24 protein-coding genes are annotated in these 23,552 nt (G+C 67.8%); 15 read left to right on the forward strand and 9 right to left on the reverse strand.

What is annotated here, in order from left to right; all coding sequences use genetic code 11:
- Positions 1 to 66: 66 nt before the first annotated feature.
- On the forward strand, positions 67 to 486 hold the full coding sequence (locus GEMRO_RS33060; protein WP_051329471.1) for a helix-turn-helix transcriptional regulator: 420 nt from the start codon (positions 67 to 69) through the stop codon (positions 484 to 486).
- Between the two features lie 79 nt (positions 487 to 565).
- Here GEMRO_RS33060 and GEMRO_RS0125350 read toward each other — a convergent pair whose 3' ends face one another.
- A complete protein-coding gene (locus tag GEMRO_RS0125350) occupies positions 566 to 1,228 on the reverse strand; it encodes a peroxiredoxin (protein WP_027136249.1) in 663 nt (220 codons plus the stop codon).
- On the opposite strand from GEMRO_RS0125350, the gene GEMRO_RS31835 reads away from it, so the two are divergent.
- Positions 1,227 to 2,459, forward strand: a complete 1,233-nt coding sequence (locus tag GEMRO_RS31835; RefSeq protein WP_084507602.1) for a YihY/virulence factor BrkB family protein — start codon at positions 1,227 to 1,229, stop codon at positions 2,457 to 2,459. The genes GEMRO_RS0125350 and GEMRO_RS31835 overlap by 2 nt on opposite strands.
- A gap of 18 nt (positions 2,460 to 2,477) precedes the next feature.
- On the opposite strand, the gene GEMRO_RS0125360 is transcribed toward GEMRO_RS31835, so the two are convergent.
- Together GEMRO_RS0125360 and GEMRO_RS0125365 are read right to left on the reverse strand one after the other, a co-directional pair.
- A complete protein-coding gene (locus tag GEMRO_RS0125360; protein ID WP_276202844.1) occupies positions 2,478 to 3,314 on the reverse strand; it encodes an HAD family hydrolase in 837 nt (278 codons plus the stop codon).
- Positions 3,315 to 3,366: 52 nt separating this feature from the next.
- Complete coding sequence (locus GEMRO_RS0125365; protein ID WP_027136251.1) at positions 3,367 to 3,621, reverse strand: hypothetical protein; 255 nt, start codon at positions 3,619 to 3,621, stop codon at positions 3,367 to 3,369.
- A gap of 220 nt (positions 3,622 to 3,841) precedes the next feature.
- Here GEMRO_RS0125365 and GEMRO_RS35530 point away from each other — a divergent pair, with 220 nt between their 5' ends.
- On the forward strand, positions 3,842 to 4,342 hold the full coding sequence (locus GEMRO_RS35530; RefSeq protein WP_240476769.1) for a DUF2934 domain-containing protein: 501 nt from the start codon (positions 3,842 to 3,844) through the stop codon (positions 4,340 to 4,342).
- Between the two features lie 82 nt (positions 4,343 to 4,424).
- Here GEMRO_RS35530 and GEMRO_RS31840 read toward each other — a convergent pair whose 3' ends face one another.
- Positions 4,425 to 6,398 (reverse strand): AI-2E family transporter, encoded by a 1,974-nt coding sequence (locus GEMRO_RS31840; protein ID WP_084507605.1) that lies wholly within the window; start codon positions 6,396 to 6,398, stop codon positions 4,425 to 4,427.
- 274 nt (positions 6,399 to 6,672) lie between these two features.
- Here GEMRO_RS31840 and GEMRO_RS0125385 point away from each other — a divergent pair, with 274 nt between their 5' ends.
- A complete protein-coding gene (locus tag GEMRO_RS0125385) occupies positions 6,673 to 7,593 on the forward strand; it encodes a sensor histidine kinase family protein (RefSeq protein WP_157505746.1) in 921 nt (306 codons plus the stop codon).
- Positions 7,594 to 7,675: 82 nt separating this feature from the next.
- Here GEMRO_RS0125385 and GEMRO_RS0125390 read toward each other — a convergent pair whose 3' ends face one another.
- A complete protein-coding gene (locus tag GEMRO_RS0125390; RefSeq protein WP_051329474.1) occupies positions 7,676 to 8,020 on the reverse strand; it encodes a response regulator in 345 nt (114 codons plus the stop codon).
- Positions 8,021 to 8,194: 174 nt separating this feature from the next.
- Between GEMRO_RS0125390 and GEMRO_RS0125395 the strand changes: the two genes are divergently transcribed.
- The 8 genes from GEMRO_RS0125395 (at position 8,195) to mnhG (ending at position 17,056) form a co-directional block, all read left to right on the forward strand.
- Entirely contained in the window at positions 8,195 to 8,938 is a 744-nt protein-coding gene (locus GEMRO_RS0125395) for a Crp/Fnr family transcriptional regulator (RefSeq protein ID WP_027136256.1), read from the forward strand.
- 86 nt (positions 8,939 to 9,024) lie between these two features.
- Complete coding sequence (locus GEMRO_RS33070; RefSeq protein WP_051329475.1) at positions 9,025 to 11,316, forward strand: PAS domain-containing protein; 2,292 nt, start codon at positions 9,025 to 9,027, stop codon at positions 11,314 to 11,316.
- Between the two features lie 180 nt (positions 11,317 to 11,496).
- On the forward strand, positions 11,497 to 14,235 hold the full coding sequence (gene mbhE / locus GEMRO_RS31850) for a hydrogen gas-evolving membrane-bound hydrogenase subunit E (protein WP_035486015.1): 2,739 nt from the start codon (positions 11,497 to 11,499) through the stop codon (positions 14,233 to 14,235).
- On the forward strand, positions 14,232 to 14,576 hold the full coding sequence (locus GEMRO_RS31855; protein WP_035488071.1) for a sodium:proton antiporter: 345 nt from the start codon (positions 14,232 to 14,234) through the stop codon (positions 14,574 to 14,576). The genes mbhE and GEMRO_RS31855 overlap by 4 nt, the downstream gene beginning before the upstream one ends.
- Positions 14,576 to 16,051, forward strand: coding sequence for a proton-conducting transporter transmembrane domain-containing protein (locus GEMRO_RS0125415; protein ID WP_027136257.1), 1,476 nt, complete (start codon positions 14,576 to 14,578; stop codon positions 16,049 to 16,051). The genes GEMRO_RS31855 and GEMRO_RS0125415 overlap by 1 nt, the downstream gene beginning before the upstream one ends.
- The gene (locus tag GEMRO_RS0125420) at positions 16,048 to 16,380 is read left to right on the forward strand and encodes a Na+/H+ antiporter subunit E (RefSeq protein WP_027136258.1); all 333 of its coding nucleotides are present in this window, start codon (positions 16,048 to 16,050) and stop codon (positions 16,378 to 16,380) included. Before GEMRO_RS0125415 ends, GEMRO_RS0125420 begins: the two co-directional genes overlap by 4 nt.
- Positions 16,377 to 16,667 (forward strand): monovalent cation/H+ antiporter complex subunit F, encoded by a 291-nt coding sequence (locus GEMRO_RS0125425; protein WP_051329476.1) that lies wholly within the window; start codon positions 16,377 to 16,379, stop codon positions 16,665 to 16,667. Before GEMRO_RS0125420 ends, GEMRO_RS0125425 begins: the two co-directional genes overlap by 4 nt.
- Positions 16,664 to 17,056, forward strand: coding sequence for a monovalent cation/H(+) antiporter subunit G (gene mnhG / locus GEMRO_RS0125430; protein ID WP_240476770.1), 393 nt, complete (start codon positions 16,664 to 16,666; stop codon positions 17,054 to 17,056). The genes GEMRO_RS0125425 and mnhG overlap by 4 nt, the downstream gene beginning before the upstream one ends.
- Before the next feature lie 48 nt (positions 17,057 to 17,104).
- Here the strand turns inward: mnhG and GEMRO_RS0125435 are convergent, their stop codons facing one another.
- The 4 genes from GEMRO_RS0125435 to GEMRO_RS31860 all read right to left on the reverse strand — a co-directional run bounded on the left by GEMRO_RS0125435 (position 17,105) and on the right by GEMRO_RS31860 (position 20,409).
- Entirely contained in the window at positions 17,105 to 17,800 is a 696-nt protein-coding gene (locus GEMRO_RS0125435; RefSeq protein ID WP_027136261.1) for a hydrolase, read from the reverse strand.
- Between the two features lie 108 nt (positions 17,801 to 17,908).
- Positions 17,909 to 18,100 (reverse strand): hypothetical protein, encoded by a 192-nt coding sequence (locus GEMRO_RS0125440; protein WP_027136262.1) that lies wholly within the window; start codon positions 18,098 to 18,100, stop codon positions 17,909 to 17,911.
- A 67-nt stretch (positions 18,101 to 18,167) separates the two neighbouring features.
- Entirely contained in the window at positions 18,168 to 18,809 is a 642-nt protein-coding gene (locus GEMRO_RS0125445; protein ID WP_027136263.1) for a response regulator transcription factor, read from the reverse strand.
- Complete coding sequence (locus GEMRO_RS31860) at positions 18,802 to 20,409, reverse strand: MASE4 domain-containing protein (protein ID WP_051329477.1); 1,608 nt, start codon at positions 20,407 to 20,409, stop codon at positions 18,802 to 18,804. Before GEMRO_RS31860 ends, GEMRO_RS0125445 begins: the two co-directional genes overlap by 8 nt.
- Positions 20,410 to 20,775: 366 nt before the next feature.
- On the opposite strand from GEMRO_RS31860, the gene GEMRO_RS0125455 reads away from it, so the two are divergent.
- The 3 genes from GEMRO_RS0125455 to GEMRO_RS0125465 are packed head-to-tail and all read left to right on the forward strand — an operon-like array spanning position 20,776 to position 23,526.
- Positions 20,776 to 21,948: a patatin-like phospholipase family protein gene (locus GEMRO_RS0125455; protein WP_240476771.1), complete on the forward strand. Its 1,173-nt coding sequence runs from the start codon at positions 20,776 to 20,778 to the stop codon at positions 21,946 to 21,948.
- A 27-nt stretch (positions 21,949 to 21,975) separates the two neighbouring features.
- Positions 21,976 to 22,713, forward strand: coding sequence for an acetoacetate decarboxylase (locus GEMRO_RS0125460; RefSeq protein WP_027136265.1), 738 nt, complete (start codon positions 21,976 to 21,978; stop codon positions 22,711 to 22,713).
- A 33-nt stretch (positions 22,714 to 22,746) separates the two neighbouring features.
- Positions 22,747 to 23,526 (forward strand): 3-hydroxybutyrate dehydrogenase, encoded by a 780-nt coding sequence (locus tag GEMRO_RS0125465; protein WP_027136266.1) that lies wholly within the window; start codon positions 22,747 to 22,749, stop codon positions 23,524 to 23,526.
- Positions 23,527 to 23,552: the final 26 nt, after the last annotated feature.

Genomic DNA, 23,552 nt, shown 5'->3' on the forward strand with positions numbered 1-23,552 from the left:
GGCGGTCTCCGATCCCTGCGCGCACACGGCAGATCGAAGAAGGCGTGCGATTCCGGGAGGAAGCTGATGCCGGCGCAACCAGCGGAACCGCTCCAGTCGGACATGCCGCCCGTCATGCAGGACCACCCGGCGGGCAGCGAGAGCCTGCCGCGTTTCGTCGTGCAGGAAGTGCTTTGCATGGTGGTGCCGGCGGAACAGCTCCGGGGAGGCCTGAATCCGGTCGGGCAACTTCAGGTCGGGGGCAGAGACTTCGTGATCGTGGCTGCCGATACCCTCCGCCACCAGCCCCTCTGCCGCCACCGCCTGACCCGGCGCGAGCGCGAGATCGCCTGGCTGGTCGCCGAGGGCCTGTTCACCAAGCAGATCGCGCACCGCCTGGGCGTAAGCCCGCACACCGTGAACGCCTACATGAACCGGATCTTCACCCGGCTGTCGGTGCACACCCGCGCCGAGATGGTGGCGGTCATGCTGAAGGAGATCAGGTAGTGCTTCGGCGCGCCTTGCGAGGTGCTGGATCCCTCCGGATCGCTGGCCGCCGGTCTTCGACCACGACCAGCGGCCCGTGTCAGGTGCTCGGGTCCGGCGTCATCCGCAGATAGGGCTTGAGCTCCGTCACTCCCTTGGTGAAGCGCTCGCGGGCCTCGGCGGTCGGGATCGACGGGAGCACGATCACGTCGTCGCCGCGGTTCCAGTTGGCCGGGGTGGAGACCGAGTACTTGGCGGTCAGCTGCATCGAATCGATCACCCGCAAGACTTCGTCGAAGTTGCGCCCTGTGCTCATCGGGTAGACCAGGACCAGCTTCACCTTCTTGTCCGGGCCGATCACGAAGACGTTGCGCACCGTGGCGTTGTCCATCGGCGTGCGCCCGGAGGCGCTGTCGCCGGCGCTGGCCGGGAGCATGTCGTAGAGCTTGGCGATCTTCAGCTCCGGGTCGCCGATCATCGGATAGTTCGGCGCATGTCCCTGGGTCTCGGCGATGTCGTCGGCCCAGCGCCGGTGATCGTCGAGCGGGTCGACGCTGATGCCGATGATCTTGACGTTGCGCCGCTCGAACTCGGGCTTGACCCTCGCCATGTAGCCAAGCTCGGTGGTGCAGACCGGGGTGAAGTCCTTGGGGTGCGAGAACAGGACCGCCCAGCTGTCGCCGATCCAGTCGTGGAACCGGATCTTTCCCTCGGTGGTCTCTGCCTCGAAATCGGGGGCCGTGTCTCCCAGACGGATCACCATGCTCGTCCTCCTCTCGGCTGCTCGGGAGAGTTATCGTCGGTCCAAGCTAGCACAAGGTGTCCTATCGCACAGCGGGAGTCGGGCGGCTTTACGGGGCAACATCGGCGGGCGCTTCGACATCCGGATGGAACCTTCTGGCCACTGCCGCCGTCCAAGGGCACGTCCCTGTAAAGACAGGTTGACCGGTCCGCTTGCCGGCCGCACCGGAAAGGCGATGGGAGGCTCGATGGCGCAACAAGGACGAGGTGACGTCGTGGGACCGGAAGCTTCACAGTCTGATGGCAGCGACGAGAAGAACCTGGGCAGGTGCGCAGGCAGCCCGTCGGAGATCCCGCCGGAAGGCTGGCTCGTGGTGCTGCGGCGCGTGCTGCGCGAAGCGATTTCCGACGAGGCGGGAACGGCGGCGGCGAGTTGCAGCTTCTACGCGCTTCTGGCCCTGTTCCCGGTCATCTCGGTCGCAATCTCCCTTTATGGCCTGTTCACCGACCCCAGTTCCGCTCAGAGCCAGCTGGAAGTATTGCGCGGCGTGCTGCCCGCCTCGACCTATGAACTCATCGAGACCCGCATGCGCGACATCGCGAGCGCCGGCCGCACCCAGTTGAGTTCCGGCCTGGTGCTGAGCCTGGCCATCGCCCTGTGGAGCGCGATGAACGGGGTGAAGTCGATCCTCACCGCCCTCAACGTGGCCTACGAGGAGCGGGAGAAGCGCAGCTTGCTGCGCCTGAACCTGGTGGCGCTGCTGTTCACGCTCGGTGGAATCGCAGGCGTTACCATCGCCCTTACCGTGATCGTCGCCATTCCCGCCGTCCTGTCCTTCAGCTGGCTCGGGCCGCTTGCAGCCATGGCCGTGCGGGCATTCTCGTTCCTGCTGCTGCTGGCCTTCACCATGCTGGCGCTGGCAATCCTCTACCGGCTTGGCCCCTCCCGCGCCGAAGCGAAGTGGCGCTGGGTGACCCCCGGCTCCATCCTGGCGGCTGCCCTCTGGCTGCTCTCGTCGGTCGCCTTCTCGTTCTATGTCAGCAACTTCGGGGCATACGACGCGACCTACGGCACGCTCGGCAGCGTCGTGGTGGCGCTTCTCTGGTTCTGGATCTCGGCCTATGCCGTGCTGCTGGGGGCGGAACTGAATGCGGAACTCGAACTGCAGACGCGCCGCGACACCACAACGCCGCCCGCGGAACCGATGGGCGAGCGCGGCGCCTTCGTGGCGGACCATGTGGCCCGTCGCTAGGCCAAGCCGCGCCAGATGTCAGTGCGATGCGAGGATAAAGCGCTCGATCGCTTCAGCGACGCCGTCCTCGTCATTGCTCGCGGTCACGTGGTCCGCCGCCGCCCGCACGTCCTCCGCTGCCTGTCCCATGGCGATGGAAAGTCCCGCGCGCCGGAACATCGCCACGTCGTTGTGGCCGTCGCCGATGACGGCGACCCGCTCGAGCGGAATGCCGGCCGCCTCGGCGAGCGCCGCTACGCCATGCCCCTTGTCGGCCCGGAGCGCGGTGACGTCGAGATAGTAGGGCTGCGACCGGACCGCCCTCGCCCGATCCTCGAGCGCCGCGCCGACACTTCCTTCCATCCGCTGCAGCATGGCGTGGTCGTCGCTTGCCGCGACGATCTTGTCGACACGGCGCGCCTGCCCGAAGGATGGAACCACGACCGGCTCGAAGCCCACGGCCCGCCGTTCACGCGGCACGAACGGGCCGTCCGGATCAAGCACCCGCCACTCGTCATCAGCGAACAGCCAGATCTCGACGTCGTGCCGGCAGAGCAGCGCCAGGGTCTCGTCGGCGACCTCGTTGGCAAGCTGGTGCGCCTGGATGATCGTTCCGTCCGCGCCGGCGATCGTCCCGCCATTGAAGGCCGCCGTCGGCTGGTCGATCTCCAGCACCTCGACGGGGTACCGCAATCCCCTGGTCGGCCTGGCGCTGATGATGGTGAATCCGATGCCGGCCGCCCGCAGACGCCGGACCGCCCTGGCCGTGGCCGGAGCCACTTGTTTCTCGCTGTCGACCAGGGTGCCATCCACGTCGCAGATCAGGAGATCGATGGCGCGGCCGCCGGAGGCGTCGCTTCGGCTGGATGAAGTCACAGGCAAGTTTCTCCGTCTGTCTTGCCGGAAGCGCGTGGAGGAGCACGTTCTTCTAGCGATGGGAAGGTACCGGACGAAGCCCCGGCTCCGCCTCCTCCTCCAATAGATCGGTGACGGCGTCGACGGCTCCCATCAGCCTGTCCAGCAGGTCTAGATCAAGACTGCGCAAAGGAGCCGTGATCACCGGCTGCCCGCCCACCAGGATGACGGACCAGCCCCGGCGCCTGGCGTTGACCAGGCTCTTCCGGGCCGCCTCGATCGGTTGGGCCTCCGCCTGGTCTGCAGGCCGAACCCCACGCTCCGTCATGCTCGAATTCTCCGGATGCTGCCCGCCGCCATCCTGTACACCCAGCCGATCCAGGTCCGACAGGAGTCTCGGCCGGCGAGTTGCCGGGATTCTCGGAACGCCGGCACCCAGGAAATGTTGTCGTGGGAGCAAGGGCTCCGCCCTTGGCGGGACCGGCAGGAGAATAGAGATGGCACCCAGGACACGTTCGTCGACGGTCGAAAGCTCTGAGATCGCCGCCATGGATCGTGCAGAGCAGCAATCACCCGACCAGGACACGTCGATGGCGGTGTTCGGCCGGGACGTCGACAGCTACGACGCGCAGGGAACCGGTACGCAGGGGGAAGACGCCACGGTCCAGGACTGGGCGGTGGCCGAGACGGCGCGACCGGACTTCGCCGATGAGACGGCGGACGGACTGGACGACACGGAAGAGGCCGTCCGTCGTGGGGCGGAAGATCCCCAGATGGACGAGCCGCTCGAGGAGCGCATCCGCCGGAAGGCCTACGAACTGTGGGAATCCGAGGGCGGGCCGCATGGCCGGGCGGAGGACCACTGGCATCTCGCTGCCGAGTTGGTGGCGGAAGAGGATGCGCATCGCTCGGCCCTGCTGCCGTTCGAGAGCGGCACCGACCCAGCGGTGGAAGAGGAGAGCACCCTGAACAATCTGGGTGAGTTCCCGAGCCTGTCGGATCAGGGCGAGGACTCGGCCGACCCGGTCCGATCCACGCCGGAGCGCTGAACGCTTCTCCGAGTTCAGGCAGCGAAGCACGCCCCGGCCGGTGACGGCCGGGGCGTTTCCTTGAGCATCAGCGCCTGCGCGATCAGGCGATCTTCTTTTCTGGCGACTGGATGGCCGGCTCGGTCCGGGCCGGCGTGCCGGTCGCGGCCGCGAGGCACAAACGCACCGCATCCTCGAAGGTCGAGGCGTAGTGGTCGGCCAGGACCTCACGCTCTGCGTCGGCCTGGCCGGGATGATCCTGGGCACGCCAGAGGCCGAGCAGGGTGCGGGCCTTGGGGATCCGGCGCCGGATCCGTTTGACCGCCGTGCGCGCCGGGATCAGGCTGGCGGGGTCCAGATAGGAGAAGCAGACCATCGCCACGCCGGCAGGCTCCAGCCGGAACAGATTGGCGGTGCTGATCGCGTCGGTGCCGACGATCCGCGACCGGATCCCGTGCTTGAACAGGAGCTGCGCTAGGATCCTGGACGCGGAATCATCCAGGGCACCGCGTCCGGAAATGATCAGGACCGGCGCTTCGCCCGCCCATTCCGGCGCCAGCGAACCTTCGGTCAGGACCTGCAGCCCGAGCGCCGGATCCTCCTGGTCCGCCGATTCCACGGCCGCCTCGGCCTCGGGGTCGTCGGTTGCCGGCGCCGGCTTGGGCCGGTCCTCCTGATCCACCAGATCGTCGATCAGTTCCTCCAGGCTGGCGCGGATGCGGTTCAGCCGCTTGTCGTTCAGCGCCCCCCGCGCATGGTCGTTCTGCGCCAGCTGCAGCCCCTTCAGCGCGACCTCGTCGTAGTAAGACGTCAGGGACCGCTCCTTCAGGTACTCCACCGCCTTCTCGGTCGCTTCCAGCGGATCGCCCGCCAGCATCCGCTGGTAGAATAGCTCGGAAGGGGTGAGCGCCGGCCGGTCGCCGAACATGATGTCCAGGAACTCCAGCGACTTCACGTGCCGCCCGAGCACCACGAGGCAGACGGTGACCGGGGTGGCGAGCAGAAGACCGATCGGCCCCCACAGCCAGGTCCAGAACGTCGCCGCCGCGACCACGGCGACCGGCGAGAGCCCGGTGCTGCGGCCATAGAGCAGCGGCTCGATGCCATGGCCGACCATGGGCTCCACGATGAGGAACAGGGCTGCCGCCCAAATCGCCATCGACCAGCCCGGATCGACCGCCGCCGCGATGATGACCGGGAAGACGCTGCCGATGACCGCGCCGATATAGGGCACGAAACGCAGGACCCCGGCCAGGACGCCCCAAAGGATCGGGCTCGGTACCCCGATGATGGAGAGGCCGATGCCGATCACCACGCCATAGCCCGAGTTCAGGGCGACCTGGGTGAGGAACAGCCGGCTCAGGCGCCGGCCCGCATCGTCCATGGCCGCTGTCGTGTTCTGGATGTCATGCGCGCCGGCCAGCCGGATCAGTCGATTGCGCAGGTCCTCCCGGGCCAGCAGGATGAAGATGACGAACACCACGATGATCCCGGTCGTGGCGAGCGGATGCAGCAGCGGATTGATGATCAGCGCCAGGGTCGCCAGCGAGCCGGGATCTGGCTGCTGGATGATCACCGGGATCGGCGAGACTTCCCCGGCGGGCACCCCTGATTCGGCGGGCCGCAGGTCTTGTCCCCTCTCCGCATCCTCCCGGTCCAGTTCCTCGCTCAGATTGTTGAGCATGCCCGAAACGCGGTCGACCACCCCCTCGCCGTCGGTGGCGCCGCGGAACGAGCGGATCTTTTCCTGAATGGTCGTCTGGTAGCGCGGAAGGTCGGTGGCGAGTTGCGCCAGCTGGGCCGCCATGATGGTGCCCAGGCCGAAGATCAGGGTGAAGGCGAGAAGCACCACCGCCAGCACGGCAACCGCGCGCGGCACCCAGTAGCGCTGCAGGACCCTGACCAGCGGCGCCAGGACAAAGCTCAGCAGGATGGCGAGCGCGGCCGGGACCAGCACCTCTCTGCCGAAATACAGAAAGCCGATGATGACCACCGCCACGAACAGCCCGGATGCGGCGGGTGCACGCGCACCGCTTTCCCCCAGCCGGGGGTCGATCGGGGCAGGTATTTGAGGCATCGCGTCTCGCAAGCGCCATGAGGAGCCCACTGCTCCTGGATGATCACCCAACGTGCGGACAAGGCCGCAGCACCCATCGAGGTGAATTTATTTTTACCAGTGTCGCAGGCCGGGAAGACCAAAGATTGTCGATTCCACTCCCTGGCGGCTCTGGGGACCAAGAAAGGGTCGGCTCACGCTCTCTCGTAGATGGCCTCGACCCCTCCCGTAAGCCGGGAAGCGGGTCACAGCAGGCCGGATCCTGCGACGAGGCGCCCGGCTCTCTGGGAAACAGGTGCAGCATCCCGGCTATCGCGAAGCAATCACTGGCGAGCCTAACCTGAGTGAGTGGCAATCAGTCGAGCCAACTCTACTTCTCTTGAGGAAGAGCCGGCACGCCATGCGATCTCGACAGAAGCGGCGCGGCTTGACCAGGGAGCGGGAGGAACGGTCGATGAGAAGAGTCCGTCAGTCTCATGGTGAAACGGTCGTGGACACAGCACCGCATGATCGGTCCGCCCACTCCTTCCAGCTCATCTCGCTCCTTGCAGAACATCGGCTTCGCGACATCGAGAGCAAGGAAGCCCGCCACCATCTCGGATGGCTGGCGGAGACGGCCTCGACCCTTTACCTCCTTCAGCAACGCGCCGCGCGGCCGGGCCGCGATGGAGCGAGCCTCCAGGCCTACTTGCGGGACACGGCCGAGTACTGGAACCGCGCCCTGCACGACCGCGGCATCCGGGTCACGATCGAAGCGGCCGACCACCTGCATCTGAGCGAATCAGCGATGATCACCCTGGCGATCCTGGCTCATGAGGAGACCGCCTACTCGATCGAGCACAGCTTTCCGGACGGCCGACCGGGCACCATCGCCATCCGCCTGGCTCCCCTCGGGCATGGCCGCGCCGAACTCACTGTCTCGGACGACGGCAGGCAGCCTGCGGCCACCGGCGCGCAGGGACCCGGGGTCGCCCTGGTCCAGCAACTCGCGGAGGCATCGGGTTGGCAGTATGAGTGCTCGACCGACGGGCATGGCCGCCGGATCGCCATCCGCTTCCGCACCGGCGCGCCGGCCCGCTACGTCCTTTCCGCCCGGCTGCCCGTGGCCAAGGTGCGCCGGTCGCCGAAGGTCGGGTCGGTGGCGCGGCATGCCATGAAGGCCATAGGAACCAGAGCCAGGGGTCATGCGGCCGCCATGGCAGGAGGTGGCCGCTAAGGCTCGCGTGCCCCTGCCCGGGATGTCTCGTTGTCCGACGGGCGACCCTGGCCGGCTCATGTCCCGCCAGGGGTCGCGGGGCTCACCCCCGGCGAGTCCTGTCCAGGAGCCGAAGGACCAGCCCCGTCAAATCCCTGTCCTCGAAGGGCTTTTCCAGGCGGGGAACGCCGGCATGCTCGGGCGGGATGATGGAGTCGTCGTAGCCCGTTGCAAAGATCATTGGGACTTCGTGGTCGCGCAACCCGGCCGCGAGCGAGAATACGAGGTCGCCACGGAGGTTGATGTCGAGCACGGCCAGATCGGGAAGAGAGGCAGCCTCCAAGCACTTCTCTGCGCTTTCCAGATCCGAAAGCGGCCCGATGACTTTCGCTCCCATGCTTTCCAGTAAAATTTTGACATCGTCGGCAATATAGAACTCGTCCTCCACAACTAGTATGCGGCGTCCTTGCAGGGGCTTCGACCGATCAATATGCATATTGCACCTGGATACGCCTCTGCGTCAGGAGATAAGACTCCCCTCACCGCCAGATGATAACATAAGACAGTCTTCCAGCACGCATGCTTCTGATAACGCATCGCGAGGCAAGCGGAAGGCACGTGCATGATCAATCCCTTGGTCAGGAAGCTGGAGAAGTTCACCAAGCTGTCGAGGGCCGATCAGGAGGCGCTGCGGGATCTGGCTTCGCAGCGGGTGCGTCATCTCAATGCGCGGGACGACCTGATTCACGAGGGAGACCGGCCGGATCATGTCAATCTGATCCTCTCCGGATGGGCGTGCCGCTATAAGACGCTGGAAGACGGCAGGCGGCAGATCATCGCCTTCCTTCTCCCTGGGGACCTTTGCGACCTGAACGTCTTCATCCTGCGAGAGATGGATCATTCGATGGCGGCGATCACGCCCCTCACCTTCGCCGAGGTCACCCGCGAGCATATGGAAGCCCTGACGCTCGACCATCCAAGGGTGACCCAGGCGCTCTGGTGGGACAGCCTCGTCAATGCCGCGATCCAGCGCGAGTGGAGCGTCAACCTGGGCCAGCGGACCGCGTTCGAGCGGGTCGCCCATCTGCTGTGCGAACTGTTCCTGCGCCTGCGCTCGGTCGGGATGACCGAGGGAACGAGCTGCGACTTCCCGGTCACCCAGGTCGATCTCGCGGATGCCACCGGCCTCTCCGCGGTCCATCTCAACCGCACCCTCCAGGAACTGAGGGGAGCCGATCTCATTGTCCTGCGCGGCAAGCTCCTGACGATCCCCGACCTGGAGGCGCTGCAGGCGGCGGCCCTGTTCAGTCCCAACTATCTCCACCTCAACCATGAGGGGCAGCGTTTCGACGCGAACGATGCATGACGACCCGTGACCGGCATCCGCTCGCATTGGCACCTGAAGGACATGCTCCGGGCGGAGGCCCACGTCCGGCCAGGACCGGCGCGGGCATGCGGGAACTGATCGCCGATCACGACTGGGCCGGCAGTCCCTTGAGCGGAATCGGCGACTGGCCACCGAGCCTGAAGGTCATGGTGAACCTGATGCTTGGCTCGTCCTTCCCCATGCTGCTGCTCTGGGGCGAGCATCTCGTCCCGATCTACAACGATGCCTATGCGGCGATCATGAGGGACCGGCTGCCTCCCCTGGGGCAGGCATGGGACGATTTCCGGCCCGAGATGGCGCCGGTCGACCGGCACACGTTCGCCCGGGTGCTGCAGGGGCAGACCTTGACGTTCGAGGATGCCGCCCATCCGGTCATGCGCCCGGCCCTTCCACCGTTCGCTCCGCTGCGCGCCTGCTACGCTCCAAGCCGCGACGAGCATGGCAAGGTGATGGGGATCCTGATCACCGTCGTGCCGCCAGGGGATTTCGGCGCCCGGAGGCGGCCGCCTTCGCTCCCGGACAAGTCGCTGGCGACGTTCGAATGCAGCCTCCTGTCCGGACGGCTGGTCATGTCACCAGAGGCGACCGAAGTCCTGGGACTGGAGCGCAGGAGGACGATCCGCCATGTCGAGGATCATGATCGCCTGATCCATCCTGCCGACCTCGAGGACTACCGCCAGCAGTTCGAAAGGGCTCTCTCCACCGGCGAGGCGTTCCAGATCCGCTATCGGATCATCCGCCCCTCCGATTCGAACGTCGCCTGGCTGACGAAGCAGGTGATCGTGCTGCGCAACCCGGATGGAACCGCCATTGGCCTGACGGGAGCAGTCTGGCAGGCCGACGCCTCCCCTCGCGATCGCCTGGACCCGGCGCGACCCCAGCAGGAAGGTTCCGTCAGCGATGCCGGGCTCCCGCTGCAGGCGCTCCTGGATGACGTCCTCGCCGCTGCCATCGAGGCGCAGGGGGCCGATGCGGGCACCCTTCATCGATACGAGGCTTCGGACCTGACCCTGCGGGTGGCAGCCTCGGCCGGATTTGACGACAACAAGATCCGCAAGCTCCTCGTGACACCGCTTGCGGATTCGCTTGTGACCTGCGTCCGGGCGTTCCTTGCCGGTGACAGCCTGATCATCGACAGCCATGCGCCGGGCGCAGCACGATGGCAGGACCAGGACATTGCAGCGCTGCTGCCTGCCCGCGGGGTTCATGCCCTGCCTCTGGCAGATCAGTCGGGGCGCGCCATTGGCGTGCTGACAACCTACTTCAAGGGGCCGGGCCTGCCGTCGGGCGAGGACCAGCGCCAGCTTGAGCGCTGTGCCGCACGGGCAGCCCATGCCCTTCGGGCCGCGGACCGGCAGGATCAGGCTGAGCGACGCCTTGCCGCGCTCCTGGAAGGCCTGCCGCACCTGGTCTGGCAGTCCCGGCCCTTCGGGGAGTGGAGCGCCGTCAGTCCCCAATGGGTCGCCTTCACCGGCCTGAACGAACAACAGTCGCTGAAACTGCGCTGGCTGAATGCCCTCCATCCGGATGACCGAGCGCCAGCGCTCGCCGCATGGAGGGCGACGGCCGCCGGGCAACCACTCGACTTCACCTGCCGGATCTGGAGCGTGCGCGAGCAGCGCTATCGCTGGTTCCAGACGCGCGCCCATCCGGTCCGCGACGGTCGTGGCGCCATCGTGCAGTGGATCGGCACGTCGACCGATGTCGATCAGCTTCGGCAATTGCAGGAACGGCAGGCTTTCCTGCTCCGGGAACTCCAGCATCGGGTCCGCAACACGCTGGCGGTGATCCGCTCGATCGCCCGACGCACCGCGGAAAGCAGTTCCAGCCTACAGGAATATTCCCAGCACCTGGACGGGCGGATCGGGGCGTTTGCCCGGGTCCAGGCGGCGGTCACCCGTGATCCGGGCTGCGGGATCCAACTGGAATCCCTGGTCGCCGAGGAACTGCTCGCCTCTCACGCCCAGCTGGGCGATCAGGCCCGCCTCAGCGGCCCCTGCATCCGGCTGCAGCCAAAAGCCGCCGAGATCCTTGGCCTTGCGATCCACGAGCTCACCACCAATGCCCTCAAGCATGGTGCCCTGTCCGGCCCGGCCGGCCGGGTCGAGGTCACTTGGCAGGTGGACGGCGACAACCTGGTCTTCGACTGGACCGAGACGGGAGTGGCGTACGAGCGCGGCAGCACGGCTGAGGAGGGCTTTGGCATGTCGCTGCTGAAACGTACGCTGGCCTATGAACTGAAGGCCGCCGTGGTCCTGCGGGAGGATCCTGCCGGCGTCCGCTGGAACATGACGATCCCGATCAACGAGCGGCTCGTCGTAGGAGCGATCTCCGCGCTGCCGGAGGCCACTTCCTGACTTCCCGACGGGCGTGAGCGGAACCACAGCTCGCTCGCCGGGTTTGCAGTTCATCGCTGCCTTCCCCACCGGAGCCGGCAACGTCGTCCTGCGCGCCAGAACAGGGCGATGGTTGTGCGAGGGGCAAGGGATCGTGTGCCCTGCCGCCAAGACGGCGCCCTATCTGCTTGACCGTGCCCGATGACCCTTCTCGACCTCCTGATCGTCGCGTTCGTCGGAGCATGCCTGGCCGGGCCCCTGTCCCTGCGGCTCGGCGCCCATGCGGGCTGGGTGCTGGCGGCCCTGCCGGCCTTCCTGTTCTACCAGTTCTGGCGGCTGGCCCCCCTGCTCAAGGGCGGGCTGGTCGTCGAGCATGCGGTGGAATGGGTGCCCTCCCTCGGGATCGATCTCGCCCTGCGCCTGGACGGCTTCTCGTTCCTGTTCGTGCTGCTCATCACCGGGATCGGCGCGCTCGTGGTGGTCTATGCCGGCGCCTACATGGCGGAGAACTCGCTTGCCGCGCGGGCAAGGTTCTTCACGCTGATCCTCCTGTTCATGACCTCGATGCTGGGCGCGGTGCTCGCGAACAACCTGATGGTGTTGTTCATGTTCTGGGAGGCGACCAGCATCCTGTCCTTCCTGCTGATCGGGTTCGAGAGCCGCAGCGCCCTGGCCCGCCGGTCCGCCGTCCAGGCCCTTCAGGTCACCGCAGGGGGCGGCCTGGCCCTCCTGGCCGCGTTCGTGCTGATCGGGGTCCAGCTCGGCACCTTCTCGGTGACCGAGGTCCTGGAACGGCGCGCCGAACTGGTGGACAGCCCCTGGATCTGGCTCATCGTCACCGGCCTTCTGGTCGGCGCCTTCACCAAGTCGGCGCAGTTTCCCTTCCATCTCTGGCTGCCGAACGCGATGCAGGCCCCCACGCCGGCCTCCGCCTACCTGCATTCGGCGACCATGGTGAAGCTCGGGATCTACCTCCTGGCGCGGTTCGAGCCGATGCTGGGCGAGGTGCCGGGGGTGCGGGCCATCCTGCTGGCCACCGGCAGCATCACCATGCTGATCGCCGCCCTCTATGCCCTGCGCGCGGAAGGCTTCAAGGCGGCGCTGGCCTATTCCACCATGGCCTCGCTCGGCATCCTCGTGATGCTTATCGGCCTGGACGGACCCACCACGGCGGTCGCAATCGTCGGCTTCATCCTGGCCCACGCGCTCTACAAGGCCGCCCTGTTCTTCTGCGCAGGCTCGGTGATCCATTCCACCGGCATCTCCCGCCTGCGCCGGATGGGGGGTCTGGCCCGGCTGCTGCCGGTCACCGCCGGCGCCGCCATCCTGGCCAGCCTCTCGATGGCCGGCCTGCCGCCCTTCATCGGCTTCATCTCCAAGGAACTGCTGTTCGAGGCCCAGATCGAGAGCACCTGGGTGGTGATCCCGGTCGCGATCGCGGTGGTCGTCAATGCGGTGATGGTCGGCGTGGCTGGGGTGGTCTCGTTGCGGCCGTTCTTTACCGGCAACGCCCCCGACGAGGGGCTCAAGCATCGCGAGACAACCGGCATCGTCATCGGTCCCGCGGTCCTGGCGGTGACTGGCCTGCTGATCAGCGTCGATTCCGGCTGGATCGCCGGCAACGTGCTGCGCCCGGCGTCCTACATCATCAACGACGGTCCCCTGAAGGTCGACATCGCCCTCTGGCACGGACTGACCCCGATGCTGGCGCTCAGCGTGGCCGTGCTCGCGATCGGCGGGGCGATCGTCTGGTTCTGGCGGGCCATCCACCTCCGCCTGCGGTCGGTGCGCCTGCTCGACGAGATTTCCGGCGACCGCGCCTACGATGCCGGGATGTGGGCGATCACCCGTTCCGCCCGTCTGACCTCCCGCCTGGTCCAGCACGGCGACCTTCGGCGCTATCTGTTCACCGTGCTGGCGGCGACCACCCTGCTGCTGGGATGGGCGATGCTGGCCGGCGGTATCCTGCCGCGCTGGCCAGCAGGCTCGCCGGTGCAGGCAGGCTCGCTCGCGGTGCTGGTGATCGGCGTGGCGGGCGCCCTCGCCGCGGCCAGGGCGCACTCGCTCCTCTCGGGGATGCTGGCGGTCGGTTTGGCCGGCCTGGCCGTGGCCCTGACCTTCCTGATGAATGGTGGCCCGGACCTGGCGCTCACCCAGTTCGCGGTGGAGGCGCTGATCGTGGTGCTGCTGACCGCGACCCTGCTGGCGCTGCCGCTCCAGGAACAGCCGTCGCGCCTGCCCCGGGAGCGGGTCGCGGACGCGATCCTGTCGGGCTGCGTGGGCCTGCTCGTGCTGGTGGCGACCCTCGACATGCTGGCCACGACGCCGGATGCCTCGGTTGCCGGCTATTACGGCCAGGAGAGCTACCGCTCCGCGTTCGGCCGCAACGTCGTCAACGTCATCCTGGTCGACTTCCGGGCGCTCGACACGCTGGGCGAGACCATCGTGGTCGGGATGGCGGCGATCATGGTCGCGGGCGTGCTGCGCGGGGCGGACCCGGCCGGCCACGCCTCGGAGCGACCCACCGCCCTGATCCTCCGGCTCACCCTGCGCCCGTTCTTCGCGCTGCTCCTGGCCACCTCGCTCTTCATCCTCCTGCGCGGCCACAATGAACCCGGCGGCGGCTTCATCGGCGGCCTGGTCGCCGCCCTCGCGTTTGCCCTGATCGCCCTGGCCGACGGGCCCGCCGCCGCCCGGGCGATGCTGCGCATCCATCCGCTGGTCCTGGTCGGGGTGGGCGCCCTGGCGGCGATCGGAAGCGGCGTGCCCGGGCTGTTCCTCCCCGGCGGCTACCTCACCCATCTCTGGGCGGAGCCCCAGATCGCCGGGATCGGGATCAAGCTCGGCACCACCCTGGTCTTCGACATCGGCGTCTATGCCGTGGTGCTGGGCAGCGTGCTGGCCTTCCTGTCGGGCGTGCAGCGGGAGGGCAGCCGGTGACGCTCGCCTATGCCCTGGGGGCGGCCATCATGGTTGCCTGCAGCCTCTACATGATCCTTTCCCGCAACCTGATGCGCACCGTCCTCGGGATCACGATGCTTTCGACCGCCGTCAACCTGATCCTGTTCCTGTCCGGCCATCTTCGCTCGCAGCGGCCGCCCCTGATTGCCGGAAGCGAGGAGGTGCTGGTCGACAGCGCCGATCCCCTGGCCCAGGCGCTGGTGCTGACCGCGATCGTGATCGGCTTCGCGCTGACGGTGATCCTCGCGGCCCTGGCGCTGCGCGCCTATCGCACCGAGCGCACGCTGGATGCAGCGCGGATCGATTCGGCGGAACGCTGATGATGGCATGGCCCGACGCACTCGTGGTGCTGCCCGTCCTGATCCCGCTGGCAGCGATGGCGCTCACCTCGATCCTCCGGACAGATCTCCAGGCGAAGCGCATGGTGATGGAGGCGGCGGTCGGCCTGATGCTGCTGGCCTCCCTGGCGCTGCTGGCGCAGGTCGCCGCGACCGGCACCCGCACCGTCGCGTTCGGAGGATGGCCCTCGGCGTTCGCGATCGTGTTCACGGTCGACCGGATAAGCGCGGCGCTGGCAAGCATCACCGGGATCGTGGCCCTGGCCGCGACCGTCTATGCCCGGGCCGAGATCCGCGACCGCCGCCGCCGCGCCGGCTTCGACCCGCTGTTCCTGGCGATGATCGCCGCGGTCAACGGCGCCTTCCTGACCGGCGATCTCTTCAACCTCTATGTCTGGTTCGAGCTGATGCTGGTGACGGCGATGGGGCTGATCGCCATCGACCGCCGCCGCTCCCAGATCGACGGGGCGCTGCGCTACGGCGCGATGAGCATCCTCGGCGCCAGCTTCATCCTGCTGGGGATCGGGCTTCTCTACGGGGAGACCGGCACGCTCAACCTGGAAGGCCTTTCGGCGGCCCTGCGCGGCAAGGAGCCAAGCCTGGCCTCGGGCAGCGCCGCCTTCCTGCTGCTGGCCGGATTCGGCGTCAAGGCCGGCCTGTTCCCGCTGTTCTTCTGGCTGCCGGCCTCGTACCACACCGCACCGGTGGCGGCCTCGGCCGCCTTTGCCGGCCTGCTGACCAAGGTCGGCTTCTATGCCTGCCTGCGGATCTTCACCCTGGTGTTCGAGGTGGAGCGCACGCCCGGGCTGCAGCCGGTGCTGGCCCTGCTGGCGGGCACCACCATGCTGATCGGGGTGCTGGCGGCAGCCGCGCAGTGGGACGTCCGCCGCATCCTCGCCTTCCATATCATCAGCCAGATCGGCTACATGCTGATGGGTCTGGCGCTGGCGACCACCGCGGGCATCGGGGCGGCCATCTTCTACATGGTCCACCACATCCTGGTGAAGACCAACCTGTTCTTCGCCGCCGGCGCCATCGGGCGGGCCAGCGGCACCTCCAACCTGAAGAACGCCGGCGGCCTGATGCGGGCACAGCCGCTCTTCGCCCTGCTGTTCGCGGTTCCGGCCCTCTCGCTGGCCGGGATCCCACCTTTGTCCGGCTTCTGGGCCAAGCTTCTGGTGATCGAGGCCGGCCTGCGCGACAGCGCCCTGCTGCTTTCGCTGACCGCGCTGGGCGTGGGCTTCCTGACCCTGTACTCGATGACCAAGATCTGGGTCGAGGCGTTCTGGAAGGACCGGCGCGATGGTCGCCGCCCCCGCCCGGTGCCGCCGGCCATGCTGCTCGCTTCGGGGATCCTGGGTGTCCTGACCGTGGCGATCGGGCTGGCGGTCGAGCCGCTGATCGCGTTCACCGACCAGGCGGCGGTCGAACTGACCGGGCAGGAGCCCGCGCGATGATCCTGGTGCGCGTCAAGGCGGCAACGCTGCTGTTCGCCAGCGCCATCTACGACCTGGTGGCCTCCTCCATCGACGTCGCCCGCATCGTGGTGGCGCGCAATCCGCAGCCGCACCCGGCGATCATCGTGTTCCCGGTCCGGCTGAAGACGCGCTGGGGCGTGGGCCTGCTCGCCAATCTGGTCTCGCTGACGCCGGGATCGACCTGCCTGCACATCGAGGAGGACATGAGCGCGCTCTACATTCATGTTCTGGACAGCCGCCAGGAGGAGAAATTGATCCGGGAGTTCCGGACCCTCTTCGAGCACCGGATCCGGGAGCTCGAAGGATGAGCGGCCTGTTCGGGATCGACGTCCCGGTCCTGGCCTCGGTGCTGCTGGTGGTCCTGGCGGTTCCGCTGGCACTTGCCGCCTACCGCATGGTGACCGGGCCGGGCTATGCCGACCGGTTCGTCGCCCTGGACATGCTGACGGCGGTCGCCGTGGCGTTCGCGGCCTTGACCGCGCTGGCGACCGGCAGCAGCGCGTTCCTGGACGTCGGGCTCGGGCTGGCGCTGATCAACTTCGTCGCCACCTGCGCTGTCGCGGCGTTCCTCGAGCGCAAGGGGGGTGACGAGTGAGCGCCGTGCTGGACGTGCTGGGGCTGCTGGCGATCCTGGTCGGCATCGTGTTCCTGATCATCGCCGCGATCGGCGTCGTCCGCCTGCCCGACGCCCTGCAGCGGATGCACGGCGCCACCAAGGCCGGCACCCTCGGCGCCACCCTCGTGGTCCTGGGCGTGGCTGGGATTTCCGGCCAGGGCCTGTTCACCGCCGGCCTCACCGTGCTGGTCCTGCTGCTCACTCTCCCGGTGGGGGCGCAACTGCTGGGACGCGCGGCCTACATGTCGGGCGCCACGCTCCGGGACCTGCACGGGCCGGACCCGCTGCGCGGCATCCTCGATCGCCGGTCCCTGCCGCTGGAGGAGCGGACCGATGGCGGGCGGTCCGCTTCCGACCGGAAAGCCTGAGGATCCGCCGGATACCAGCCCGCCGCCACGACCCGGCCCGGCCAGGGATCAGCCCGCGGTGATCGGGGCCGCGACCGGGTCGAGCCGCTTGCCATGCTCGACCCGCTCGGCCGCGTGGTGGACCATGGTGTAGGCGTAGTCGACACCCATGCCATAGGCCCCCGAGTGCTCGCGCACGATCGCCATCACCTCGTCATAGGTCTCGCGCCGCGCCCAGTCGCGCTGCCACTCCAGCATGACCTGCTGCCAGGTGACGGGAACGACCCCGACCTGGATCATCCGCTGCATCGCGTAGTTGTGCGCTTCCAGCGTCGTGCCGCCGGAAGCGTCGGCGACCATGTAGATCTCGTAGCCGCCCTCGCGCATGGCATCGAGGGCGAAGCTGTTGTTGCAGACCTCGGTCCACAGGCCGGACACCACCACCTTCTTGCGGCCGTGGCGCGCCAGGGCATCCCGGACCTTCTGGTCGTCCCAGGAATTCATCGAGGTGCGCTCCAGGATCGGATGGTCCGGGAACACCGCCAGAAGCTCGGGATAGGTGTGGCCGGAGAAGCTCTCGGTCTCGACCGTGGTGATCGTGGTCGGCACGGCGAAGGTCCGGGCCGCCTTGGCCAGTGCTACCGTGTTGTTCTTCAGCACCTGACGGTCGATCGACTGCACGCCGAACGCCATCTGGGGCTGGTGGTCGATGAAGATGACCTGGGCGTTGCCGGCGGTCAGAAGGAGCTGCCTGGGATCGGACATGATGGGTCTCCGGATGGGTGCAGGGTGTGCGGACGGCCCGGCTCGAGCGTGGCCCGGCTGGTTCGGGAGGATGCCGGACCCGGTAAAGGCAGGTCCCGGCGCTGCGGGTCAGGTGATGGGTGTCGGGGACGTGAAAGCTTGCTCCGGCAACCGGCCGGGGATGGCTTCGCCGGCTGTCGTCGGCGAGAGGCCGGAAGCGCCCGCCGCCCCCCGTGCATGGCCCGGAATCACCGGCGTGATCCGGACACCGTCCGCCCTGATCTTGATCGGCCCAGGAGCCGCCATGGTGGCGGTCGGCATCGGCGCTTCCTCCTGCCTGTGCAGTGACCGAGCCTATTCCGGATCGAAACGTTGGCCGCAATTATACCTAAGCGTATCCGGACCGAACCCCGCTGGCCTTCTTGAGCTCGTCGGCGATCCGCACCAGGTCGGGCAGGGACCTTGCGTCCAGCTTGCGCATCACCTGGGCCCGGTGGACCTTGATCGTGATTTCCTTGAGGTCGAGGGCCGCGGCGATCTGCTTGTTGGCCAGGCCTTCCGTCACCATCGCCATCACCTCGCGCTCCCGTGGGGTGAGGGTCTCGTAGCGCTCCTGCAGCGACGACAGCCGCCCGGTCTCCGCCCTTCGGTCCCGGTCGAGCCGGATGCCGCGCTGGATCGCATCCAGGAGATCCTGGTCGCGGAAGGGCTTGGTCAGGAAATCGATCGCGCCGGCCTTCATCGCCGCCACCGACATCGGGACGTCGCCATGGCCGGTGATGATCACGACCGGGATCTGGATGCCCGAGCGCAGCAGGGCCTGCTGCAGGTCGAGGCCGTTCTGCTCGCGCAGGCGCACGTCCAGCACCAGGCAGGACGGCAGGTCGGGACGGTCAGCCTCGAGAAAGGCCCGGGCCGAATCGAACGAGACCGCCGCCTGTCCCACCGAGCGCAGCAGGCTTTCCAGGGACGAGCGGACCCGTTCGACATCGTCGACGATGAAGACGATGGAATCGGCAGCATCAGTCATGGGCGGTGCTCGCGGATCCGGTCGGCCCGGTGGGCAGGAACATCTGGAAGACCGCTCCATGCGGCGGGTTGCTGCCGGCCGTGACGCGCCCGCCATGCGCCTCCACGATCAGCCGGCAGATCATCAGTCCCAGGCCGGTGCCGTGCGGCTTGGTCGAGTAGAAGGGGTCGAACAGCTTTTGCCCCTCGGTCCAGCCGATCCCGTTGTCGGAGACGGAAACCACCACATGGCCGCCTCCGGCCGAGCAGGCCACCCGGATCTCGCGCCGCTCCCGCGACACGCCGGCCACTGCGTCGACTGCGTTCGTCAGCAGGTTCAGGACCGCCTGGCGCAGCGGCATGGCGTCGCCCCGGATCGTCGGCAGGTCGGAGGGCGCATCGACGGTGATGCGGGCCTCGGCAAGCCGGGCCTCGGCCTGCATCGCGTCGACGGCACCGCCGACCAACACCCCGAGGTCGATCGGCTCCCGGCGGGCCGGGCGCCTGGCGAAGGCCCGGCGGACGCTCTCGATGATCTCGCCGGCCGCATGGCCATCGGCCGCGATCCGGCGGAGGCATGCGCGCACTTCCTCCGGTTCGGCGCGATCGAGCCAGCGCACCGCTGCGTCGGCACCGGTCACCACGCTGGCGAGCGTCTGGTTCACCTCATGGGCCAGCGAGGCCGACAGCGCTTCCAGCATGGTCGCCCGTGCATCCTTGGCACGGCCCTCGGCCAGCAGCGACTTCAGGAGCCGCGCGTGAAGGCTCGCGGTCTCGGCCAGGAGCGCCAGCATGACGATGCTCACCGAGACCAGGCCGAACATGCGGCCGACCCACCAGCCGATGCTGAAGCGTGTCCCAGCACCCAGGAAGCCGAGCAGGACGACCTCGCTCAGCTGGGCGGCCAGCGTGACCAGCAGCCAGAGATGCAGGAGCGTCAGCCGGCCACGACCAAGCAGCAGGCCGGCTGACCCGACAACCAGCACCAGCGCGGCATAGAGCACCAGGTCCCAGATCGCGGTGGCCTGCCGCGGGTCCGACATGAAGGCCGGCGCCAGTCGCTCGCCAGCCACCGAGACCCAGGTCAGGACGGCGGTGAGCAGCACCGAACCGATGGCCACGACCAGGATCAGCGGCCAGGTATGGCGCGCGTCGACGGTCGCCGGGCGCGGGCGGAACTGCAGGATCGCATAGACGAGCAGGGCGAGCGGCAGGACGATCCGCCGGAACGCTGCGATCGTGGCGGTCGACTGCAACCCTGCGTCGAGCAGGCCGGTTTCCGCGAACACCCCGGGAAAAGTCATCGCCCAGGGCAGCGCGGTCAGGCCGGTGAGCAGGTAGCCGGCCGCCAGCACCAGCAGCGCCACCCAGCCGTTCACGGTGAACTGCCCGAGCAGGAGCGTGGCGGCGATCAGGTCGATGAGCAGCACCGCCGCCGCATAGGCCGGCAGCCATGCCTCGGTCCCCTCCAGGGGGATCCGGGCGAACGGCGCCGTGACCACCAGCACCAGCACGAGGCCGGCCACGATCGCGCCGGCCAGCAGGCCATGGCTCCGCCCCACCTCCTTGGCCGTCAGCGAGAAGGCATGGTCGCCGGTCGAGGAGCGGTCTTGATGGTTCACGGGGGTACGGTGGCTCGAGGACAGATGGGCGCGGGGTCGACGCCGGGATCAACTTAGGCGACCCGGGCGCCATCGCAACCATCCCTGGTCCGCCCCGCCTCCATGTCCTCGTTCCCGCTGGCCGTGGCGGCACCTCGCCCATGGACCGCCTTGCTATCCCCCCCGGTCTCGCGGCCCTGCCGCCGGTATGCCACGGATTTGTCGTTGTATCGGCGGGCGAACAGGATCTACTGATCGGAGCGGTGGAAACGGACCGACAAGCCGCGCCGGCGCGACCGCATCCCGGACAAGCAGCTTTCGACGGTTTCCGTCATCGCGGGGCGGCCGAAGCGGCGTCACCATCTTCATCCTGCTGCGGGAACCACGGTGTCGAACAGACAGATCCCCAAGAAGAAGTCGCACCTGTGCAGCGAGCGCCCTCCCTTCGAGTGCATCGCGCTGCTCCTGCAGGGCGGCGGGGCCCTGGGATCCTACCAGGCGGGTGTCTACCAGGCGCTGGCGGAGGCGGGCCTCCATCCGGACTGGGTGGCGGGGATCTCGATCGGCGCGATCAACTCGGCGCTGATCGCGGGCAATCCTCCGGAAAAGCGGGTCGAGCGCCTGCGCGCGTTCTGGGAGGAGATCACCACGCCGCCGTTCGGTATCCCGGACTTCGAGGCCCTGGAAATCAAGGGCGACCTGGCCCGCAGCGTGGTCAACCAGATGCGGGCCTTCGGGGTGCTGGTCGGCGGCGCGCAGGGCTTCTTCACGCCGCGGCCGGTCCCCCCGCAGTTCCAGCCGCCCGGCACCATGGAGGCGCAGAGCTATTACGACGTGACGCCGCTCAAGGCGACGCTGGAACGGCTGGTCGACTTCGACCGGATCAATGCCGGCGGCACCCGCTTCAGCGTCGGCGCCGTCAACGTCCGGACCGGCAATTTCGTTTACTTCGACAGTACCCGCCAGATGATCCGGCCCGAGCACGTCATCGCCAGCGGCTCCCTGCCGCCGGGCTTCCCCGCCACCGAGATCGAGGGGGAGTTCTACTGGGACGGGGGCATCGTCTCCAACACCCCGCTGCAATGGGTGCTGGAGGGCAGGCCGCGCCAGGACACGCTGGCCTTCCAGGTCGACCTGTGGAGCGCTCGGGGCGACCTGCCGCGCAACCTCAACGAGGCGGATGTCCGCCAGAAGGAGATCCGGTTCTCCAGCCGGACCCGGGCCACCACCGACCAGTTCAAGTATGCCCAGCACCTGCGCCACGCCCTGAGCCGGGTCCTGAAGTCGTTGCCGCCGGAGCGCCAGGCCGAGCCGGACATCGCCTTGCTGGCCAGCGAGGCCGACCACAAAGTGCACAACATCATCCAATTGATCTACCGCTCCAAGCGCTATGAGGGAGCGGCCAAGGACTACGAGTTCTCCAGGCGGACCATGGAGGAGCACTGGAAGAGCGGCTACCACGATGCCGTGCGCACCTTGCGGCATCCCGAGGTCCTGGAGCGGCCGAAGAGCCCGGACGGCGTCTTCACCTTCGACCTTGCCTACCAGGGGCGGGAATAGCCCGTCCATCACCAGTACGAGGCGACGATGACCGAGAACGAGGTGCGCGAGCGCGCCTACGCGATGCCGCTGACCAGCCCGGCCTTCCCGCTGGGGCCCTATCGCTTCTACCATCGCGAATACCTGATCATCACCTACCGGACCGACCCGGACAAGCTGCGCGCCCTGGTGCCCGAGCCGCTCCAGGTCGACGAGCCGCTGGTGAAGTTCGAGTTCATCCGCATGGCCGATTCCACCGGCTTTGGCGACTATACCGAGAGCGGCCAGGTCATCCCGGTGAGCTTCCAGGGACGCAAGGGCGGCTACACCCATTGCATGTTCCTGGACGACCATCCGCCGATCGCCGGCGGCCGGGAGTTGTGGGGCTTTCCCAAGAAGCTGGCGAAGCCGACCCTGCGCGCCGATGTCGACACGATGCTGGGCACGCTCGACTACGGGTCGGTGCGGATCGCCACCGGCACCATGGGCTACAAGCACAAGGTCGCCGATGCCGAGAAGGTGAAGGCGTCGATGTTGACGCCCACCTGGCTGATCAAGATCATCCCGCATGTCGACGGCACCGCCCGGATCTGCGAGCTGGTCGAGTACTACCTGGAAGACGTCGACCTGCACGGGGCCTGGACCGGCCCGGCCTCCCTGACCCTGGCCTCGCACGCCCTGGCGCCGGTGGCGGAACTGCCGGTGCTGGAGATCGTGTCCGCCAGCCATATCATCGCCGACCTGACGCTGGGCATGGGCAAGGTCGTCCACGACTACCTGGCCTGATCGGGTCGTTTTCGCTTTTGATGGAGTAGATCTATGCGCCTGCAAGACAAGGTCGCCGTCGTCACCGGGGCCGCGAGCGGCATCGGCAAGGAGATCGCCAGGGTCTATGCCCGCGAGGGCGCCAAGGTGGTGATCGCCGACCTCAACGCCGAGGCGGCGATGGCCACGGCCAGGGAACTGGACCCGTCCGGCGACCGCTCCCTGGGCGTCGCCATGGACGTCACCAACGAGTCCCAGGTCGATGCCGGGATGCAGCAGGTGATCGACCGGTTCGGCGCGCTGGACGTGCTGGTCAGCAATGCCGGCATCCAGATCGTGGCGCCGGTGGTGGAGTTCGAGTTCGCCAAGTGGCAGAAGATGCTGGCGATCCACCTGGACGGCGCCTTCCTGACCACGCGCGCGGCCCTGCGCCAGATGTACAAGCAGAAGAGCGGCAGCGTGATCTACATGGGCTCGGTGCACTCCAAGGAGGCATCCGTGCTCAAGGCGCCCTACGTGACCGCCAAGCACGGCCTGATCGGCCTGTCCAAGGTGGTCGCCAAGGAAGGCGCCGCGCATGGCGTGCGCTCCAACGTGATCTGCCCGGGCTTCGTGCGCACGCCGCTGGTCGACAAGCAGATCCCCGAGCAGGCCAAGGAACTCGGCATCTCGGAGGAGGACGTGATCAGGAAGGTGATGCTGAAGGAGACGGTGGACGGCGAGTTCACCACGGTGGAGGACGTGGCCAACACCGCCCTGTTCCTGGCTTCCTTCGAATCGAATGCGCTGACCGGCCAGTCGATCGTGGTCAGCCATGGCTGGTTCATGAACTGAGCGACCGGGCGGCGCCCGCCGCTGGC

The sequence above is a fragment of the Geminicoccus roseus DSM 18922 genome, assembly GCF_000427665.1.
GTDB lineage: Bacteria > Pseudomonadota > Alphaproteobacteria > Geminicoccales > Geminicoccaceae > Geminicoccus > Geminicoccus roseus.

What these genes read in the sequence shown, in the direction of transcription:
- GEMRO_RS0125460 (WP_027136265.1), top strand. Translation starts at nt 21,976, where the DNA reads ATGACCGAGAACGAGGTGCGCGAGCGCGCCTACGCGATGCCGCTGACC.
- GEMRO_RS33060 (WP_051329471.1), top strand. Translation starts at nt 67, where the DNA reads ATGCCGGCGCAACCAGCGGAACCGCTCCAGTCGGACATGCCGCCCGTC.
- GEMRO_RS0125415 (WP_027136257.1), top strand. Translation starts at nt 14,576, where the DNA reads ATGATGGCATGGCCCGACGCACTCGTGGTGCTGCCCGTCCTGATCCCG.
- GEMRO_RS0125465 (WP_027136266.1), top strand. Translation starts at nt 22,747, where the DNA reads ATGCGCCTGCAAGACAAGGTCGCCGTCGTCACCGGGGCCGCGAGCGGC.
- GEMRO_RS0125435 (WP_027136261.1), bottom strand. Translation starts at nt 17,800, where the DNA reads ATGTCCGATCCCAGGCAGCTCCTTCTGACCGCCGGCAACGCCCAGGTC.
- GEMRO_RS0125425 (WP_051329476.1), top strand. Translation starts at nt 16,377, where the DNA reads ATGAGCGGCCTGTTCGGGATCGACGTCCCGGTCCTGGCCTCGGTGCTG.
- GEMRO_RS0125395 (WP_027136256.1), top strand. Translation starts at nt 8,195, where the DNA reads ATGATCAATCCCTTGGTCAGGAAGCTGGAGAAGTTCACCAAGCTGTCG.
- GEMRO_RS0125440 (WP_027136262.1), bottom strand. Translation starts at nt 18,100, where the DNA reads ATGCCGACCGCCACCATGGCGGCTCCTGGGCCGATCAAGATCAGGGCG.
- GEMRO_RS35530 (WP_240476769.1), top strand. Translation starts at nt 3,842, where the DNA reads ATGGATCGTGCAGAGCAGCAATCACCCGACCAGGACACGTCGATGGCG.
- GEMRO_RS0125350 (WP_027136249.1), bottom strand. Translation starts at nt 1,228, where the DNA reads ATGGTGATCCGTCTGGGAGACACGGCCCCCGATTTCGAGGCAGAGACC.
- GEMRO_RS0125445 (WP_027136263.1), bottom strand. Translation starts at nt 18,809, where the DNA reads ATGACTGATGCTGCCGATTCCATCGTCTTCATCGTCGACGATGTCGAA.
- GEMRO_RS33070 (WP_051329475.1), top strand. Translation starts at nt 9,025, where the DNA reads ATGCGGGAACTGATCGCCGATCACGACTGGGCCGGCAGTCCCTTGAGC.
- mbhE (WP_035486015.1), top strand. Translation starts at nt 11,497, where the DNA reads ATGACCCTTCTCGACCTCCTGATCGTCGCGTTCGTCGGAGCATGCCTG.
- GEMRO_RS0125365 (WP_027136251.1), bottom strand. Translation starts at nt 3,621, where the DNA reads ATGACGGAGCGTGGGGTTCGGCCTGCAGACCAGGCGGAGGCCCAACCG.
- GEMRO_RS31840 (WP_084507605.1), bottom strand. Translation starts at nt 6,398, where the DNA reads ATGCCTCAAATACCTGCCCCGATCGACCCCCGGCTGGGGGAAAGCGGT.
- GEMRO_RS0125420 (WP_027136258.1), top strand. Translation starts at nt 16,048, where the DNA reads ATGATCCTGGTGCGCGTCAAGGCGGCAACGCTGCTGTTCGCCAGCGCC.
- GEMRO_RS31835 (WP_084507602.1), top strand. Translation starts at nt 1,227, where the DNA reads ATGCTCGTCCTCCTCTCGGCTGCTCGGGAGAGTTATCGTCGGTCCAAG.